This is a genomic window from Nocardioides sp. NPDC023903 (assembly GCF_040639295.1).
GTDB lineage: Bacteria > Actinomycetota > Actinomycetes > Propionibacteriales > Nocardioidaceae > Nocardioides.
Genome location: NZ_JBEZZS010000049.1, coordinates 13,031 through 30,780, shown reverse-complemented (window position 1 = coordinate 30,780; position 17,750 = coordinate 13,031). Strand labels below are relative to the sequence as shown.

Below are 17,750 nucleotides of genomic sequence, written 5' to 3'. Positions count from 1 at the left end.
TCTCTTTCGCCCTCCTTTCGCTCTCCCTCGCCGGCCTCTTGCTCTCTGGGGGCGGGTTTTTGGGCAGTGGATTGCCAACTCGGCCGACGGGAGCGACGCCTCGGCGCGGTGTAGGTCAGACGCGGTCGAGCCAGTCGGTGAAGCCGGAAGGGTCATGACGCCCGAGGACCCCGTGCTCGAAGAGCCCCCAGCCGACAGCGCCAGCGGCATCCGCGACCCCAGGGCCGCGCGCGACCGCGTGGCCGACGTGGTCGATCACCCCGAACGGCACCCGGCCGACGACGTCAGGCGCCTTCATGTCATAGGTCAGCCGCTCGGTGAACCCGGCACCCTTCCAGATCCCGTGGGACCAGTCGGAGTCGCCGCCGTAGCCACCACCGACATGGATCGGCACCCCCAGCAGCGAGGAGACCTCGAGCACCAGTGGCTCCCCCGCCGGGGTCGTGCACGTGATCGTCGCACCCTCCGGGAGGCGCGTCCCGTCCTGATAGCGGATCCGGACGTGTGGCCAGCCGAGCTGCTCGACCCGGCCGTCGGCGAAGGTGCGGGTGCAGTCGTTGAGGGTGCGATGGCCGTCCGGTGTCTCCTGGATGATCAGGACGACGGCGAACTCCTCGAACCGCAGCGGCACATAGAGCCACCACATCCCCTCGAACCCCGGGTCGGCCGGCTTGCCCGGCGGCAGCGCCTCGCCGGAGGGGCGGATGCCCCAGGACCGGTCCCGGGTGCCGACCCAGCGATCGGGGCCGACGACGATCGTCTCGCCGTCGGCCTCGATCACCCCCTCCCAGGTCCCGACCTGCGCGAACCGCTGAGCGTCGAGGACGGTGCCCGCCCCCTGACGCATCACGTGCGGCTGCTCCTGGACCACCTCGAACGACCCCTCCCAGCGCAGGTCGAGGGCGATCCCATGGGTCTCCTCCATCACCAGCCGGATCTTCCTCAGCGGCTCGGTGACCTCGATCCGGTACGCCCCGACCCGCTGTTCCATCCGGTCACCGCCCCGCGGGTCGGCGCCGTCGCCCAGGTGCACGGCGGTCTGCTCGTCGCCGCGGCGGAGCAGGACGTACGCGTCCTTGGTGCCGAGGTTGGGATAGAACCCCATCCCGGAGATGAGGAAGACGTCGCCGGTGCGGTCATGGGCGTTGAGGTAGCACCGATCGTAGAAGCTGCGGTCGCTGCTACCCGCCCAGGCCACCGGGCGCGGGAGCTGGTGGATCGGGTACTCGTCGAGAGGGCCGACGCCGACATACTCCCCATGCGCCCCGTGCGCCCCGCTCATGCGCCGACCTCGTCCAGCATCGCCGTGAACATCGCCCGGTGGTACAGCACCGACTCCGGGTCCTCGGGCGCCTCGATCTCACCGAAGTGGATCTGCCGTGCCGCGATCCGCAGATAGATGATCCCCCACATCACCGCCGCGTGGACCTCGTGCCAGGTCAGGTCGCCGAGCTCGACACCGGCCGCCGCGACATAGGCCTCCCGGACCTCGTCGGCAGCGAGGAAGCCCGGCATCCCCGGCAGCTCCAGCATCGCGGCCAGGTCCTCGAAGATGCGGTGGGCGAAGATCATCCAGGTCACGTCCATCTCGCGCGGCCCGAGGCTGACCATCTCCCAGTCGAGGACGGCGACGGGCGCGAAGTCGCGGTAGATGATGTTGCCGATCCGCGCGTCACCCCAGCACAAGACCGGCTCGCCTCCATCTTCGGAGAGGCCAGTTTCGGGAAGGTGGGCCTCGAGCCAGGCCAGACCTCGCTCGACCAGCGGCGAGCGGCCGCCCCACTCCTCGGCGGAGGAGGCGAAGGTGTACCAGGCCCGGGTCTTCGCCAGGTTGCGGGCGATCAGCGTCTCGCCGGCATGACCGGCCTCGGCCGGGTCGAGGAACGCGAACCGCGAGGCGGCGTCGGGGATCGAGTGGAGCCCGGCGAGCACCTCGACCGAACGCCTCTGAAGCGCCGCCTGGTCCGAGGGCGAGGCGTCGAAGAGCCAGCTGTCGCCGAAGTTGTACGGCATCACGTCGGGCGGGACGACTCCCTCGACCCGCTCCATCAGGAAGAACGGGGTCCCGAGGACCGAGCCGCTCATCTCGGCGAGATCCACCTCGGGCACCGGCACGGGAGACAGCGAGCCGGCCAGGCGCATCGCGTCGTACTGCGCCTGCAGATCATAGGTCGCGAAGACCGGGATGTCCTCCGGGCGGGGCGCCACCCGCAGGACGTACGCCTTCGTCTGCCTGTCTCCGGCAACGGTCGAGGTGACATCGAGCAGGACGGTCTCGCTGGAGAGCCCGTTGGCGTCAATGCCGCCAAGGAGCGCGACCTCGGGATCGGCGCCGGGCGGAAGCGCCGTGGTCAGCCACTGCTCCAGTCTCGCGCCGATCGCCGCAGGGTCGCGGCCCGATCGCTGGAAGGTCATCTCGGGCGGCGGGGGCGCCTGGGTCACGTGCTCCTCCTGGTGGTGTGTGAGTCAGGTCACACACCACCAGGTTGATGGAACACGTTCTAGTCTGTCAACCGGTTCAGAAGCGGATCTTCGCCGGCGTCTCGGTGGGCGCCGCCTTGCTGACGAACGCCTTCCGCTTCGCGGCGAACCCGAAGCGGTCGTCGAAGATGTCGCGGGCCATCTCGGCCAGCTCGATGCTCTGGTAGTACGACATCGGCATCGCGCACGCCCGGCGTGCCTCGCGGGCCGCCAGGGCCGGGACGTACGCCTCCGGCTCGGCATAGCCCTGCGCCAGGTCGCGCAGCCAACCGTCGAACTCGGCCGCGTCGCGCGGACCGATATCGCGGACCATGTCGATGCGCGCAGCCTCAGCCGCCGAGATCGGCAGCTTCGCGCCGAGCAGCTCGTCGGCCTTCTCGGCCCCGACCCGGCTCGGCAGGCCCCAGGTGTGCAGCTCGGAGCCGAAGATGCCCATGTCGTAGTAAGGGTTCAGCACAACGCCGGCGCGCGCGACCGTGATGTCGGCGCAGAGGCCGGCCATCACGCCGCCTGCCCCGGCATTGGCGGTGAACGCGGCGATGGTCAGCTGCTCGGCCTCGGCGATCGCCAGGCAGAGCTCGTCGATGGCCCGGATGTTGTCCCAGGCCTCGGCCGCCGGATCCTGCGCCGCCTCGATCACGCCGAGGTGGATGCCGTTGGAGAAGGCGTGCTCGGTGCCACGTACGACCAGGACCCTGGTGTCCTCGATGAGCGCCTTGCGGACGGCATCGGTCATCCGACGGCACTGCTGGGTGTGCATCGCGCCGCTGTAGGAACGCAGGGTGAGGTAGCCGACGTCGCCGTCGCGCTCGTAGGTCGTCTCGGCCAGCGCGTCCGGCATCCTCCGGTAGGGCGCGTGCCCGGTGTCGAGCACCCAGGCGGCCGGAAGCTTGGGCCCGCGCTTCTTCTCGAGCGTGGCGGCGTACCCGACCCACAGGGTGCCCTCGCCGGTGGCGAACGCGACCGCATCAGTGTCCACACCGACCACGGTGCCCGGCTCCACGTCGCCATGGTCCTCGGGAGTCGTGGCGGCATCGAAGAGGCAGTACGTCTTGCCGTCGACGGTCGCCGGCGCACCCGGGGCGCCGTCGGCCGCCGCGATCCGCCGGGCGATCTCGGTCGCCGGCGCGGACCAGTCGATCTCGAAGGCCTTGCGGCGCAGCAGCGGCAGCTCGCCGGTGCCGTCGACCGTCGCGGGCCACTCCTCGGCTAGCCAATCCTCGACAGCCAGCGGCGTCTCCCCCGCGGCGACCATCCGGAGGACCTCCGCGACGCAGTCCATCGCGGCGTCGGCGACCGGGCCGTTGTAGAGCGCGCTCTTCGCGATCGGGACCTCGGGCATCGCGAAGGTCTCGGTCGCCCAGACCGGGCCGGCGTCCATCTCCTCGACGGCCGACAGCGCGGTCACACCCCAGCGGTCCCGCCCGTCGAGCGTGGCATGGTCGAGCGAGGACGGGCCCCTGTCGCCGAGCGGGCCCGGGTGGATCACCACCGTTGGATAACGGCCCCAGACCGCCTCTGGCACCCGGTGCTTGAGGAACGGACACAGGATCAGCTCGGGGTCGATCGCCTCGACCGCAGCCACCAGAGAGGAGTCGTCATGGACCGGCGCCAGCAGCACACCGACCTCGTGGCCGTCCTCTTTCAGATCACACCAGACGCGTTGGGTAAGACCGTTGAACGCGGAGACGAGCAGCAGAATGCGCATGTGGGGGAAGTGTCCTTCTCTTAGGCAAGCCCGAACAGACCTCATATCCCCCGAGGGGTATTTATCCCCCGAGGGGTGTCACTGTATCGAGCGCGCCCGGCCGGCTGCACCTCGGTGTCCACGAGAGGGACGGAAGACCTGGTGAGCCCCGGGCCGCTCGCCCCGGTCACGTGCCGGGCACCGCACCGTCGTCTTGTCGCCGCCTGCAAAGATGACTCTGTCAGGAGGGGACAATGACAACAGTCGACGACAACCCGCTCAACGGGTTGATCGATCTCGTCGAGGCGAGCAGCGACGAGATGGCGCGCGAGCTGGCCAGATTCCGGATGCGCTACAAGTTCGCGATCGACGAGGTCTCGACCAAGATCGCGATCCTGCGCGAGGAGTTCGAGCACACCCACGACCACAGCCCGATCGAGCACGTACGCACCCGGCTCAAGACGCCCGACAGCCTGCTCGCCAAGGCCCGCAAGATCGGCTGCCCACTCACGCTCGAGGCGCTCGAGGCGCAGATCCGCGACATCGCCGGGATCAGGGTCGTGTGCCCGTTCGTCTCCGACGTCTACTGGATCATGGAGATGCTCGGCAGCCAGTCCGATGTCGACGTGGTCGAGGTCGAGGACTACATCGCCGACCCGAAGGCCAACGGCTACCGCAGCCTCCACCTGATCATCAAGGTGCCGGTCTATCTCTCCGACCGGGCGGTGGATGTGCCGGTCGAGCTGCAGATCCGCACGATCGCGATGGACTTCTGGGCCAGTGTCGAGCACTCGATCTACTACAAGTACGACGGCACCGTCCCCACGACCCTGCGCGACGAGCTCGGCGCCGCGGCGCGCACCGCGGCCGACCTCGACGCCACCATGGCCCGGCTCCGCAGCGAGGTCCACGGCCCGGTTCGATGAACCGGGCCGCAGACCCCGACAGGTTCAGCGGCCGTTGACGAACCGCTGATACTGGGCTCGCGCCTCGTCCGGCGTGATCGCCCGGTCGAGGAACATCAGCGAGTCCATCCGGCAGTTGCAGGGGTTCCGCTCGACGGTGTCCTGCGGGAACGATCCGCCGACCTTGTAGCCGCGCGGCAACGTGTCGGAGGTGCCGGTGCCGTCGACCTGCCACGGGTCACCGGCGGTGGTGTAGAACCCCTCGACGGCCTTGCCGTTGCGGTAGAGCGCCATCTTGCCCGTGGTGTAGTCGAACGTCGCCGTCAGGTGCACCCACTGACCTCGTGGCAGCAGGGTCTGCCAGTCCGCCGAGGCGGCGAAGGTCTGCGAGGCGCCCTCGTCGAGCCGGCGTCCCAGCGCGACCAGGCGCAGAGTGCCGTTGACGTTGATGAGCTCGAGCAGGGCACGTACGCCGTGACCGTCGGAGTTGCCCGAGAGCACCCCGGCCAGCCCGATGGCGTTGAACCGGTCGGTCGGGTCTGCGGTCACCGAGTTGAGCGCGGGCCCGTCCATGTCGACCTTGAACCAGCCGGCCACGGTGATCTGCTCGGCACCGGCGAACGGCGCCAGCGACGCGACCCCGTTCTGGTTCCACGCCCCTGCCTTCCAGTCGTCGTTGCCGTTGACCTCCGGGTCGACCTGCTGGGTCTGCAGGGCGTTGTTGCTGGTCCGGTAGGCCGAGTCGGTCACCTGCATGGCGTTGCCGCCGTTGACCTGGTTGAGCAGCGTCCGCGAGGAGCCCTGGTCCTCCTCACGCGCTCCCGGCGCGAAGGGGTGCTCGAAGTCGTAGTAGCTGACCAGGTCGTCGCGCAGCGACGGCACGACCTCGCTCGGCCACGGCCGCTGCACCGTGTTCACCACCTTCCAGATCTTCCCGTTGGCCTTGGCCAGCAGGTAGAGGTTGCGGCGGGAGTCGGTGCCGAAGCGCAGGTCGACGCGCGGATGGTCCACGAAGTCCTGCATCGAGAGCCGCTTGCCGGAGGTGTCGAAGAGCTGCATCTGGTGCAGGGTCGCCTCCTGGCTGCTGCCGCGGCGCATGTGCCGGGAGTCGGCCCAGTAGACCTCGCCGTTGACCAGGTCCCCGAAGACGTACTTGCCCTTCAGCTCCTCGAACGGGCCGCGGTAGACGACGCCGCCGCTGACGGCGTGGCCGCTGTCGGAGGTGCAGGAGTAGTTGGCCGGCGGGTCGTGGTCGAAGGACGCCACCGGGAGGGTGAAGCCGGACATGTCGTAGTCGTCCGGGACGGTGTAGAGGGCACACTCGTCGGTGTTGTCGTAGAGCAGCCGGCCCTCGATCTCGCTCCAGCCGAGGTTGTCCCCGGCCCGTACGTCATAGACGCCCTCGATCGCGTGCTGGCCGATGTGGCCGAGCAGCAGGGTGCCCTTCTCGACGTCCCAGGAGAACCGGTGCGGGTCGCGCATGCCGTACGCCCAGATCTCGCCGATCGCGCCCTCCCGGTCGACGAACGGGTTGCTGTCCGGGACCCCGTACGCCCCGTTGCGCCCGTCGCGGGCGAGCGGGTCGATCCGCAGGATCTTGCCGAACGGGTTGCCGAGGTTCTGCGGGTCGTCGCTCCGGACGCCGTTGCCGCCGTCGCCCGAGGCGATGTAGAGCAGCCCGTAGTCCTCGTCGCCTGGAACGGCGGTGGTGTTGAAGTCGATCTGCTGGATGGCGTGGATCTGACCGGCGAAGTCGATCCGCATCACCTCACGGCTGGTGCCCTCGAAGGTGTCGGCCGCAGGGTCGGTGGCGTCCCACTCGGTGACGACGCTGACGGTGCGTCCGGAGCCGGGGTTGGTCTGCGACGGGAAGGTCGGCGTCTTGGCGAAGGCGCCGAAGCGCTCGGTGTGGGTGGTGTAGAAGAGTCCGTTCGTCTCGAACTCGGGGTGGAACGTGATGAACCCGGCGCCACTGCCCAGCCCGGCACCGGACCAGAAGTCGACGAAGTGGTCTCGAAGGTTGAGGTACTCGTGCTGCTGTCCGCCCTCGAGCAGATACATCGGCCCGTTGAGGTCGGGGACGTACATCCGGCCCGAGCCGTCAGGGACCTCGCCGATGAAGTTGATGCGGTTCTGGCGGACCAGGCGCTGGTCGGTGGGGGCGGGGTAGGGCTCGGTCTTGGGGAGCTGGGCGACCTCCTGGAGCACGAGGCCGAGGCTGCTGCGTAGGGGCTGTTCGGGGATGGGGTCGGGGACGGGCTCGCTGCCGGGGATGGCGGCGTTGGCAGAGAGCGTGGGGGTCAGTAGCGCGGCGAGCATGGCGCCCACCGCGAGACCGCCCCATAGACGTGAGGTTCCCATGGGTGTGTTCTCTCCTTACCGAGGTTCAGCGATGGCGGAGGCCAGCGACAGTGACGTCGCGGATGCGCCCGAAGTTGTCGAAGGAACCGAAGCCGAACCGGCCTCCGGTGAAGGTGGTGTCGGTGGCGGTCATCCGGGGCTCGTCGGCACCGTCGAGATAGACCGCGATCGCGCCCGTGCGGGCGTTGTAGTCGAGACGTACGTCGTGCCACTCGGCGTCAGTGATCGACGGCGCTGCGCCGACCGTGCCGTTCCACTGGTGGTCGATGCGCAGCCGGTCGGCGTCGTTGACCACGAAGATGCCGTTGTGGGGGTAGATGGTGTTGTCGGTCGAGAGGTGGGCGTAGTAGAAGCGCGTCGGGGACTGGTAGTTCCAGACCAGGATCACGTCGCGGTTGGTGACCGTGACGGCCTCGTCGATGCGGACCTCGGCGCGGTAGGTCAGCGAGCCGAGCTCGGGACCCTTGGTCACGACGGCGTACTCGAAGGGCCGCCGCGGGCCGGGCTGCGCCGTCCCCGGCTCGGTCAGGATCACCTGGCCGTCCTCGAAGGCCCACTTCTCCTCGGTCACCGGGTCCCAGTCAGCCAGGCTCGCCCTGGGCTTGACCACGCTCAGACCGGGTCCTTCGGTCGTATCGGCAGCCTGGGCTCCGGCGAGCGGCGCGGCCAGGGCCACTGCGAGGGCGACCACACCGGCGCGTACGCCTCGCCCCACCATTCGGTTCAGCTTCCATCTCATGGTGCTTTCCCTTCCCCTAATCGGGACCGTCGGTGGTCCCTGCTGAGGTTGTTGCGGCTCCCCCGAGATAGAGCTCGGCCATGCGCGGATCGGCGAGCAGGTCGGCAGCGGCGCCTGCGATGTGCACCTTCCCCAGATCGAGTACGCACCCCAGGTCCGCCGACTCCAGTGCCCGCCGGGCGTTCTGCTCGACGAGCAGGACGGCGAGACCGGCATCCCGCATGCGTACGACCTGCTCGAACACGGTCGCCGTCGTCTTCGGGTCCAGGCCCATGCTGGGCTCGTCGAGCAGCACGACCTTCGGGCTCACCATCAGCGAGCGGGCGAACTCGACCTGCTTCTGCTGGCCACCCGAGAGCGCGCCCGCGAGGGCGTTCCACCGCTCGGCGACGACCGGGAAGAGGGTCTTCACGAAGTCGGTGCGCTCCTGGATCGCGGCCGCGTCGCGCACCGTGTAGGCGCCCAGGCCGACGTTCTCGGCCACGGTCATCTCCCTGAAGACGGAGTGACCCTGGAGGACGTGGGCCATGCCCGCGCGGAGCATCTGCTGCGGCCCGTTGCGGGTGACGTCGACGCCGTCGACGGTGATGGTCCCCGAGCGAGGGGTCAGCATTCCGCTGGCGACCTTGAGCACGGTGGACTTGCCGGCTCCGTTCGGACCGACCAGACAGACGATCTGACCTGCGGGAACAGTGACCGTGAGGCCTCGCAGCACCAGCGCCGCACGGCCGTAGCCGGCCTCGATGTCGCGCAGCTCGAGAAGAGGTTCAGACACCAAGGTAGGCCTCCAGGACTCGTGGGTCGTTCTGCACGTCCGCCGGCGCACCGGAGGCGATCGGACGGCCGCGGTCGAAGACCACGACATGGTCGGAGAGGCTCATCACCAGCTCCATGTTGTGCTCGACGATGACGAAGGTGCGGCCCTCGGCGTTGAGCTCGCGCACGAGCGTGGCGATCCGGCCGATCAGCGCCGGGTTCACGCCGCCGGCGGGCTCGTCGAGCATGATCGTGTCGGGCTCGGCCATCAGCACCCCGGCGAGCTCGAGCAGCTTCTGCTGCCCGTAGGAGATGTCGCGCGCCTCGCTCCGCTCGAGGTGCTCGATGCCGACCCGGGCCAGCAGCTCCCGCGCCCGGGCGATGTCGTCGGGGTTGTGCGCCCCGCGCAGCCGGTGGACCAGGCCTTTGGATCGGACCCCGGCCAGTACGTTGTCGAGCACCGTCATCCGCGGGAAGATCCGGCACAGCTGAAAGCTGCGCCCGAGGCCGGCCCTGGCGATGCGATGTGGCGCGTGGCCGGTCACGTTGCGGCCTTGGTAGGTCACCGTCCCCGAGTCAGGCCGGATCATGCCGGTCACGCAGTTGAAGAACGTGGTCTTGCCCGACCCGTTCGGGCCGATCAGGGCGTTGATCTTGCCCTCCTGGAAGCTGACCGTGGCGTCGTCCACGGCGCGTACGCCGCCGAACGCCTTGGTCAGTCCCTCTGTCTCCAAACAGTGCTTGATCGGTTCGGTCATGACTTCGCCTCCTCGAGCGCCTTGCGCTCCTCGGCCAGCTGGGCGGCGTCGACCTCGCGGATCGAGGTGTCGCCGGGGCGGAACCGGTCGAACTGCGCGGTCAGCCAGGGGATGACCCCGTCGGGCATGAAGAGCACGACCAGGGCGAGCAGCAGCCCGAGCGCGACCAGGTGCAGCTGGGTGTCGCCGTACTGGTTCTTGAAGAACTCGACCGCGTAGCCCACGATCACCGCTCCGACGACCGGACCGAGCAGGCTGCGTACGCCGCCGAGCAGCGACATCAGCACCAGGTAGGAACCGGTCAGGATCGAGAACTGGAAGATCGGGTCGAGCGAGCCGAACCAGAGGGCGTACATGCCTCCCGCCATCGCGGTCATGAACGCCGAGACGACGAAGACGACCAGCTTGTAGGCGAACGTCGGCACGCCCAGCGCCTGGGCCTTGTCCTCGTCCTCCCGGATCGCCTTGAGGCCGGTGCCGAGCCGGGACCGGTCGATCACCCACCACAGCACGAGGGCGACCAGGGTCAGGGCCACGAACAGGTAGAAGAACCGCTCGTGCTGCTCGGGCCGGAGTACGTCGGTGCCGAACGGCCGCGGCACCCGCAGCCCGTTGGACCCGCCGGTCACGTCGGACCAGCTCTGCGCGACCAGCAGCAGGATGAGCACCAGCGCAATCGAGACGATCACGAACGAGGCGCCCCGTACTCGCAGCGACGCGATCCCGATCGGCACCGCGGCGAGGCCCACGAGCACGGCCGCGACGACCATCGAGACCCACGGGTTCACCCCGGCCTCGGTCACCAGCAGCGCGGTGCCGTAGCCACCCAGCCCGGAGTAGGCGGCGTGCCCTAGCGAGATGTAGCCGGTCAGCCCACCGACGAAGTTCCACGCCACCGCGAGCGCCGCATAGCTGGCGATCACCACGCCCACCGAGAGGATGAACGGGTCCGGCGCGAGCGCCGGGAAGGCGAGCACGAGGCCCAGCGCGACGGCTGCCGCGACGAGCTTCGTCACCAAAACGGAGCGGCCCGGATGCGTGCGGCTTTCTCTGTGCTTAGAAGCGCTGAGCAAGGCGACCTCCGAAGAATCCCTGGGGGCGGAACATGAGGGTGGCGAAGAGGGCGAGGTAGAAGACCGTCTGCGCCCAGGTGGTGCCCATCGGGATCTGCAGCAGGCTCTGGGTCACCCCGAGGACCATCGCCGCGATCGCGGCGCCGGGGATGCTGCCGAGGCCGCCGATCACGATGATCGCCATCAGCGGTCCGATCCAGTGCCAGTGCAGCGAGGGATAGATCGTGGCGTCGAGCGCGAGCGCGGTGCCACCGACCGCCGCGGTCGCCAGGCCGAGCCCGAAGCCGAAGCCGGCGATCCGGTCGGTGTCGATGCCGAGCAGCTGGGCGGCCTCACGGTGCTGGATCGTGGCGCGCAGCGCCTGACCGAAGCGGGTCTTCTTGAGCAGCAGGTAGAGCGCCAGGAGCGAGACCGCGGCCAGCCCGAAGGCGACCAGCTTGACCACCGCGATCCGCGCTCCCCACAGCTCCAGACTCGCGCTGGAGTAGCCGAGCTGGATCCGCCGCTGGGTGCCGGAGAAGAGGTAGCCGAGGCCGCCCTCGATGACCAGCGCGATCGCGAAGGTCAGCAGCACCGACATCATCGTCAGCGTCGCCGGCCGCAGCCGGGAGAGCAGCGCCCGCTGCATCCCATAGCCGGCCGCGAAGAAGAGCGGCACGGTGATGATCAGCGAGAGCAGCGGGTCTAGCCCGGTCTGCGTGGTGAAGAACCAGGCCAGGTACGCAGCCAGGATCAGGAACGCGGAGTGGGCGATCATCACGACCCGCATGACGCCGAAGTAGAGCGTCAGGCCGGCGGCGAGCAGGGCATAGAGGCCTCCGAGCAGCAGCCCCAGGATCAGGCTCTGCAGAAGGAGTGGTCCCGACATCGGCTCACCACGCCGGCTTCGGGTAGATGAACTCGGCCTCGGCCTGGTCCTCGGGCAGGACGATCTTGATCTCGCCGTCCACCCACTGCTGGATCATGTGGGCGCTCTGCGGGCGACCCTTGTCGTCCCAGCTAAGCGGCCCGACGACGGTCTCGACCTCGTTCTCGTGCAGCCAGTCGATCAGCTTGGACTGGCAGTCGGGGTCGGGCTCGGCGCACTCGACCGCTTCGACGGCTGCCGCGACGACCTGGCCGGTGGTCCAGGCGTTGGCCTCGTCCTCACCGGGAGCCTCGCCGTGCTTCTCCTCGTAGAACTTCACGAACTCCTGGTTTTCCGGGTAGTCCGCCTTCGTGGTGTAGCCGGTCGGCGCGACGATGCCCTGCGTCTTGTCGCCGATGGCCTCGGCGAACTCGGTCTCCGTCGGGGCGGTCGAGAACGCGGCCAGCTTGGGCTGGTAGTTGAGCTGCTGCAGCGCGACGATCAGGTTGACGCCGTCCTGATACTGGCTGCCGCCCACGACGATGTCGGCCTTGCTGTCGGCGACCTTGGCCGCGATGCTGCTGAAGTCGGTGGTGTTGGGCGGGTAGACCTCGTCCACGACGGTCTTGATGCCGCCCTCCTCCAGCGCGTCCTTGAGCCCGTAGGCGGTGCCCTGGGCGAACGGGTCGTCCATCGAGGCGTACGCCGCAGTCTTGGGCCGCTCGCTCTCCGGCATCGCGAGGATGTGCTCGGCGAGGAGCTTGTAGTGGTCGTTCGCGACGGCGGGCGCAGCGTAGAAGAGGTTGTCGAAGCCCTCCTCGAAGACCTCGGGCGCCGCGCCGGCAGGCTCGACGAAGAGGTAGCCGTAGTCCTGGGCGACCTGGGCGGCCGGGATCACCAGACGGGTCGAGAACGGACCGACGACCAGGTCGACCTGCTCCTGGTTGATCAGCTTCTCGTAGTCGGCGGCGACGCGCTCGGCGCTGGACTGATCATCGAGCATCTCCAGTCGTACGTCGCGGCCGAGCAGGCCGCCGTTGGCGTTGACGTATTCGGCCCAGGCCTCGTATCCGCGCTGGATGCCCTTGCCGGGCTCGCTGAAGTCGCCGGTCAGGGGCAGCGAGATGCCGATCACGATCTCGTCGTCGCCGCCTCCTTCCTCGGCGGCGCCACAGGCGGCGAGGGTGGAGGCGAGAGTCACGGCCGCCGCGGCAGCCAGGGTTGCTCTGAACCGCTTGCTCGCGGTGGGGGTCGTCGTGAAGCGCATCTGCGGGTCTCCTCTACGAAAGCGCTTACGTAAGCGTTTACGATGACGTTACCCACTCTCGCTTAGTGTGGCAAGAGTCACATTCCTGACGACAAGGGGCATCGATGGTCCGAACCAACAGCTCCCCCCGCCTGATCGACGTCGCGCATGCATCCGGCGTCTCCATCGCAACAGCGTCCCGCGCGCTCTCCGGAACCCCCGGTGTCAGCGACTCGGTGGCCGAGAAGGTCCGCCAGGCGGCACGCGAGCTCGGCTACGTCGCAAATCTTCATGCCCGCTCGCTCGCCAGCGGATCAACCGCGACCATCGGGCTCGTCGTGCACGAGATCGGCGACCCCTACTTCTCCGAGATCGCCAGCGGCGTGCTCAGCCTCGCCGCCGAACACGGGCGCACCGTCCAGATCTGCCACACCGGCCGCGACCCCGAGGCCGAGGTCGATCAGGTACGCAGCCTGGTGGCCAACCGCGTCGGCGCGATCCTGATCGCGGGATCGGGCTTCGTGGACGCCTCGGTGGAGGCACCGATGCGGTTCGAGGTGCAGCGCTACGCCGAGGCGGGCGGGCGCGTCGCCGTCGTCGGCCGGCACCACCTCGGGGTCGACAGCGTGCTGCCCGACAACCGCCCCGGCGGCCGCGCCGTCGCCGAGCACATCCTCGGCCTGGGCCACCGGCGCATCGTGGTCGTCTCGGGCACACTCGAGCTGACCACCGTCGCCGACCGCCTCGAGGGGGTGCGCGACGCGCTCGAGGCGGCGGGGCTCGACGCCGACGACGTACCTGTCCTCGAGGGGCCATTCACCCGCGAGGGCGGGCGCGAGTGCATCCGCCGGATGCTCGCCGACCACCCACGTACGACCGCAGTCATCGCCCTCAACGACGACATGGCCATCGGATGCCTCTCGCAGCTGCGCAGCTCCGGGGTCTCGGTGCCCGGCCAGGTCTCGGTCAGCGGTTTCGACGACGTCGCCGTCGCCCAGGACCTCTCCCCCGGACTCACCACCGTTCGCCTGCCGATGGCCGAGATGGGCGCGAGGGCGCTGACGCTGGCGTTGAAGGAGCCCGGCTCACGCGCCCGGCGGCAGCGGGTCCCCGCCGAGCTCGTCGTGCGCGACTCGACCGGTCCCGCCGTTCGATAGCCCCGCGGTCTAGGGTTCTTCGAGTGAAGGATCTTCGAGTACCACCGGGCCCTGGGCTGCCCGAGGGTCTCGTCATCCCCGACACCGAGCTGGTCGAACGCTTCTCCCGTTCCCCTGGCCCCGGCGGGCAGTCGGTCAACACCACCGACTCCCGCGTCGAGCTCTCCTGGGACCCGTCCGCCTCATCCGCCCTCGACGAGCGCCAGCTCGCCCGTCTCCTGGCCCGCTCGCCGGGCCCGCTCGTCGTCGTCTCCCACGAGCAGCGCTCCCAGCACCGCAACCGCGTCGCCGCACGCGAGCGTCTTGCTCTGCGCATCCGCGAGCTCCTCGCCCCACCACCTCCCACCCGCCGCCCCACCAAGCCCACCCGCGGCTCCAAGGAGCGCCGCCTAGACGCCAAGCGCCAGCGCGGCCAGACCAAGCAGCTCCGCGGCCGCGTCCAAGACTGACCCGCCGAGCCGTCACCCCCGCCGGCCGAGGCGTCAGTCCGGTCGGCCGAGGCGTCACCTCCGCCAGGCGAAGCGTCAGCCCCTCGGCCGAGACGTCAGGCCCGTCGGCCGAGAGGTCACGTACGTCAGTCGAGGCGTCGCCCAGGTCAGCCGAGGCGTCAGCTGGGTCGGCCGAAGCGTCAGGTGGGTCAGCCGAGGCGTCACGCACGTCGTCCGAGATGCCACCAAAAGACATCTCGATTCGCCGAAGTGACGCTTTGACCGACGTGCGTGACGCCTCGCGCGACGTACGTGACCTCTCGCCCGACCGGCGTGACGCCTCGCCCGACCAGGGTGACGCCTCGGCCGACGTACGCGCCCTCTCGGCGTCAGGCGGGGTCGGGGTCGGTGGCCAAGCGGGCGTGGGTCTCGGTGTCGTAGCGGACGCCGTTGTAGAGCAGCTTCTGGCGTTCGCGGCCCTCCACGAGGAAGCCTGCCGCGGTGGCGACACGGCACGATCCGGGATTGTCGATCCGGTGGCCGGTCTCGAGACGGAAGAGGTCGAGCTCGTCGAAGCAGTGCCTGGCCAGCAGCTTCAGGCCAGTGCTGCCGACACCTCGCCCGCGATGCTTCTCGAGGGTCCAGTAGGAGATCCAGCCGATGCTGTGAACGCGCAGCTGGGTGGTGACCCGCATCTGCCCGAGGATGTCGGCGCCGTCGACGACCGCGAAGGTGTAGGCCCGGTCCGCGACCGCGTCCTCAGCCCACCCGGCGATCAGCCGCTCGGCGTCCTCGACAGTCGCCACGTCCGCCGGCCGCTCGGTCTCCATGCCAGCACCGGCGTACGCAGCGAGCAGGACCGCCGCATCCGACTCGTCCCACTCGCGGAGCCGAAATCCGTCGTTCCTCATGAGTCACACGATAGACACAAGCCGGCCGTGCACGATCGATGCACCGACACCTCCATCACGAATGCACCAATCGTGCACACGCACGATCCATGCATCGGCGAGTACTGCCGAGGTGCACAAATCGTTCACGGCCGCTAGCGCACCACCGGGAAGTAGGGACGCCAGGCATCTGAGAGACGCTTCTGCACTCCAGGTTCGCCTCGTTCCAGCAACACCCGGTGGATCTTCTCCAAGGTGAGGTCCGGGCGGCGATAGATGCCCTTCGCGACGACGGTGAGGATACGCCAGCCGTCGTCATCTGCTTCCTCGCGACGCTCGAGGTCGCGCTCCCACTGCTCGGCCGGGTGTTGCTTGCCGTCGTACTCGATCGCGGTTCTCGACGCCGCATAGACCAGGTCGTGCTCGCGCTTGAGCATGCCGTCGCCGGTGCCGACGAGGGTGTTGATGCGCGGCTCGGGGAGTCCTGCGAGCACGATCAGCATGCGCAGACGGGTCTCCATCGGAGAGCGCACGTTCTCGCGTACATAACCCGCCGCCGTGGCCGCCAGGCGCGAACCCGGCAGTCCGCCGACCGTTGCAAAGTCGGTCAGTGTCGACGGGGTAACGCCCCTGTGGTGGCGTACAAGGTGGTCGCCGGCCGCCACGAGGTCGACCAGGCTCACCTGGATGGCGAGCTCGGTGAAGAGCTGGTCAGGTGAGGAGACGCCGATGCCGTCGAGGACCACCGCTCGCGGCTTCCGCATCACGTGGCAGACGATGCCAGGATGCGTACGCCGGTGGGCCGCGGCCGTCACCGTCACATGCTCGTCGGGCAGCGTCGGGATCGGCACCTCGTAGACCCTGGCTGCGGACGCGTGGCTCGCGAAGCCGTGTCCCCGGAACGGGACGAGGGCAGCCTGAACCCGCTGCAACGGTGTTGCCGGAGCGTCGGCGGAGACGTACACACCACTGAAGAGGCGTACGAAGCGCGGCCCCCGCAGCGTGCTCGGCTTGATCTTCGCCTTCGCAGCATCAGCTCGCGAGAACGGTCGCGACGTGTCCAGGACGAATGCCTCGTCCTCATCGGCAGGATCCCCCATGAAGGCATCATCCGCCACCGATGCACGATCCGTGCACCTTTGTGCAGATCACGGGCGCACGGATCGTGCACATGATCGATTGGTGCACTCGCCAATGCCGGCGCGGTGCACCAATCGGTCACAGGGTCGACTGGATGCCGGCGAGGAGCTGGCGGGCCATGACGATGCGCTGGACCTGGTTGGTGCCCTCGTAGATCTGGGTGATCTTGGCGTCGCGCATCATCCGCTCGACCGGGTAGTCGCGGGTGAACCCGTAGCCACCGAGGAGCTGGACCGCGTCGGTGGTCACCTGCATCGCGACATCCGATGCAAACGCCTTGGCGGCGGCGCCGAAGAAGGTCAGGTCCTTGTCGCCGCGCTCGGAACGACCGGCGGCGGCGTAGGTGAGCTGGCGGGCGGCCTCGATCTTCATGCCCATGTCGGCGACCATGAACTCCACACCCTGGAACTCAGCGATCGCCTTGCCGAACTGCTTGCGCTCCTTGATGTAGCCCAGCGCGTAGTCCAGCGCGCCCTGCGCGACACCGACGGCCTGGGCCGCGATCGTGATGCGGGTGTGGTCGAGGGTCTGCATCGCATAGGTGAAACCGAGACCCTCCTCGCCGATGAGCCGGTCGGCGGGGATGCGTACGTTGTCGAAGTAGACCTCGCGCGTGGGCGAGCCCTTGATGCCGAGCTTCTTCTCGGGCGCTCCGAAGGACACGCCCTCGTCGGACTTCTCCACGACGAACGCGGAGATCCCCTTGGAGCGCTTCTCCGGGTCGGTCACGGCCAGCACGGTGTAGTACTCCGAGACACCCGCGTTGGTGATCCAGCGCTTCACGCCGTTGAGCACCCAGAAGTCGCCGTCACGTACGGCCCGGGTCTTCTGGTTGGCTGCGTCCGAGCCCGCGTCGGGCTCGGAGAGACAGTAGGAGAAGTTGCCCTCACCGGCGGCGAGCTTGCCGAGGTACTTCTTCTTCAGCTCCTCCGAGCCGCCGATCTGCACCGGCAGCGAACCGAGCTTGTTGACCGCGGGGATCAGCGAGGCCGAGACGTCCGCGCGAGCGATCTCCTCGATGACCAGAACGGTCGCGAGCGCGTCGGCACCGACACCGCCGTACGCCTCCGGCACATGCGGCGCGAAGAACTCGGTCTCGACCAACGCGTCGTGCGCCTCCTGCGGGTAGCGAGCCTCCTCGTCGACCGCAGCAGCGGCCGGCGCGATCTTCGCGTCACAGATCTCGCGGATGGCCTTGCGGATCTCCTGGTGCTCCTCGGAGAGGGCGAACAACGGGTACTCGGCACTCATGTCCCGGAGTCTATGCCTGTTTGCTACTCGC

The 17,750-nt window shown here is 68.9% G+C and carries 16 protein-coding genes; 3 read left to right on the top strand and 13 right to left on the bottom strand.

The genetic code is table 11. The features are described 5' to 3' along the window. Nucleotides 1–115: 115 nt before the first annotated feature. The 3 genes from AB0F44_RS28170 to AB0F44_RS28160 all read right to left on the bottom strand — a co-directional run bounded on the left by AB0F44_RS28170 (nt 116) and on the right by AB0F44_RS28160 (nt 4,189). Complete coding sequence (locus AB0F44_RS28170; RefSeq protein ID WP_357360389.1) at nt 116–1,282, bottom strand: hypothetical protein; 1,167 nt, start codon at nt 1,280–1,282, stop codon at nt 116–118. Then, nucleotides 1,279–2,442, bottom strand: coding sequence for a phosphotransferase family protein (locus AB0F44_RS28165; RefSeq protein ID WP_357360387.1), 1,164 nt, complete (start codon nt 2,440–2,442; stop codon nt 1,279–1,281). Before AB0F44_RS28165 ends, AB0F44_RS28170 begins: the two co-directional genes overlap by 4 nt. A 76-nt stretch (nt 2,443–2,518) precedes the next feature. Then, nucleotides 2,519–4,189: an enoyl-CoA hydratase-related protein gene (locus AB0F44_RS28160; protein ID WP_357360385.1), complete on the bottom strand. Its 1,671-nt coding sequence runs from the start codon at nt 4,187–4,189 to the stop codon at nt 2,519–2,521. 233 nt (nt 4,190–4,422) lie between these two features. On the opposite strand from AB0F44_RS28160, the gene AB0F44_RS28155 reads away from it, so the two are divergent. Then, nucleotides 4,423–5,094 carry a GTP pyrophosphokinase family protein gene (locus AB0F44_RS28155; protein ID WP_357360383.1) on the top strand — a complete coding sequence of 224 codons (672 nt, stop codon included), beginning with the start codon at nt 4,423–4,425 and terminating at the stop codon, nt 5,092–5,094. Nucleotides 5,095–5,118: 24 nt separating this feature from the next. On the opposite strand, the gene AB0F44_RS28150 is transcribed toward AB0F44_RS28155, so the two are convergent. The 7 genes from AB0F44_RS28150 to AB0F44_RS28120 are packed head-to-tail and all read right to left on the bottom strand — an operon-like array spanning nt 5,119 to nt 12,874. Next, nucleotides 5,119–7,434, bottom strand: a complete 2,316-nt coding sequence (locus tag AB0F44_RS28150; protein WP_357360381.1) for a PQQ-dependent sugar dehydrogenase — start codon at nt 7,432–7,434, stop codon at nt 5,119–5,121. A 25-nt stretch (nt 7,435–7,459) separates the two neighbouring features. After that, nucleotides 7,460–8,173 (bottom strand): hypothetical protein, encoded by a 714-nt coding sequence (locus tag AB0F44_RS28145; protein ID WP_357360380.1) that lies wholly within the window; start codon nt 8,171–8,173, stop codon nt 7,460–7,462. A 16-nt stretch (nt 8,174–8,189) separates the two neighbouring features. Beyond that, complete coding sequence (locus tag AB0F44_RS28140; protein ID WP_357360378.1) at nt 8,190–8,948, bottom strand: ABC transporter ATP-binding protein; 759 nt, start codon at nt 8,946–8,948, stop codon at nt 8,190–8,192. Further along, nucleotides 8,941–9,687, bottom strand: coding sequence for an ABC transporter ATP-binding protein (locus AB0F44_RS28135; RefSeq protein WP_357360376.1), 747 nt, complete (start codon nt 9,685–9,687; stop codon nt 8,941–8,943). Before AB0F44_RS28135 ends, AB0F44_RS28140 begins: the two co-directional genes overlap by 8 nt. Then, the gene (locus tag AB0F44_RS28130) at nt 9,684–10,703 is read right to left on the bottom strand and encodes a branched-chain amino acid ABC transporter permease (protein WP_357360374.1); all 1,020 of its coding nucleotides are present in this window, start codon (nt 10,701–10,703) and stop codon (nt 9,684–9,686) included. The genes AB0F44_RS28135 and AB0F44_RS28130 overlap by 4 nt, the downstream gene beginning before the upstream one ends. 40 nt (nt 10,704–10,743) lie before the next feature. Beyond that, the gene (locus AB0F44_RS28125; RefSeq protein ID WP_357360372.1) at nt 10,744–11,628 is read right to left on the bottom strand and encodes a branched-chain amino acid ABC transporter permease; all 885 of its coding nucleotides are present in this window, start codon (nt 11,626–11,628) and stop codon (nt 10,744–10,746) included. A 4-nt stretch (nt 11,629–11,632) separates the two neighbouring features. Further along, the gene (locus tag AB0F44_RS28120) at nt 11,633–12,874 is read right to left on the bottom strand and encodes an amino acid ABC transporter substrate-binding protein (protein WP_357360371.1); all 1,242 of its coding nucleotides are present in this window, start codon (nt 12,872–12,874) and stop codon (nt 11,633–11,635) included. A 104-nt stretch (nt 12,875–12,978) separates the two neighbouring features. Between AB0F44_RS28120 and AB0F44_RS28115 the strand changes: the two genes are divergently transcribed. Beyond that, nucleotides 12,979–14,010 carry a LacI family DNA-binding transcriptional regulator gene (locus AB0F44_RS28115; RefSeq protein ID WP_357360369.1) on the top strand — a complete coding sequence of 344 codons (1,032 nt, stop codon included), beginning with the start codon at nt 12,979–12,981 and terminating at the stop codon, nt 14,008–14,010. 23 nt (nt 14,011–14,033) lie between these two features. Continuing rightward, nucleotides 14,034–14,459, top strand: a complete 426-nt coding sequence (gene arfB / locus AB0F44_RS28110; RefSeq protein WP_357360367.1) for an alternative ribosome rescue aminoacyl-tRNA hydrolase ArfB — start codon at nt 14,034–14,036, stop codon at nt 14,457–14,459. A gap of 368 nt (nt 14,460–14,827) precedes the next feature. On the opposite strand, the gene AB0F44_RS28105 is transcribed toward arfB, so the two are convergent. The 3 genes from AB0F44_RS28105 to AB0F44_RS28095 all read right to left on the bottom strand — a co-directional run bounded on the left by AB0F44_RS28105 (nt 14,828) and on the right by AB0F44_RS28095 (nt 17,719). Then, nucleotides 14,828–15,349, bottom strand: coding sequence for a GNAT family protein (locus AB0F44_RS28105; RefSeq protein ID WP_357360365.1), 522 nt, complete (start codon nt 15,347–15,349; stop codon nt 14,828–14,830). A gap of 134 nt (nt 15,350–15,483) precedes the next feature. Next, nucleotides 15,484–16,428 carry a DUF559 domain-containing protein gene (locus AB0F44_RS28100; protein WP_357360363.1) on the bottom strand — a complete coding sequence of 315 codons (945 nt, stop codon included), beginning with the start codon at nt 16,426–16,428 and terminating at the stop codon, nt 15,484–15,486. A 118-nt stretch (nt 16,429–16,546) separates the two neighbouring features. Then, nucleotides 16,547–17,719 carry an acyl-CoA dehydrogenase family protein gene (locus AB0F44_RS28095; protein ID WP_160025108.1) on the bottom strand — a complete coding sequence of 391 codons (1,173 nt, stop codon included), beginning with the start codon at nt 17,717–17,719 and terminating at the stop codon, nt 16,547–16,549. Between the last annotated feature and the right edge of the window lie 31 nt (nt 17,720–17,750).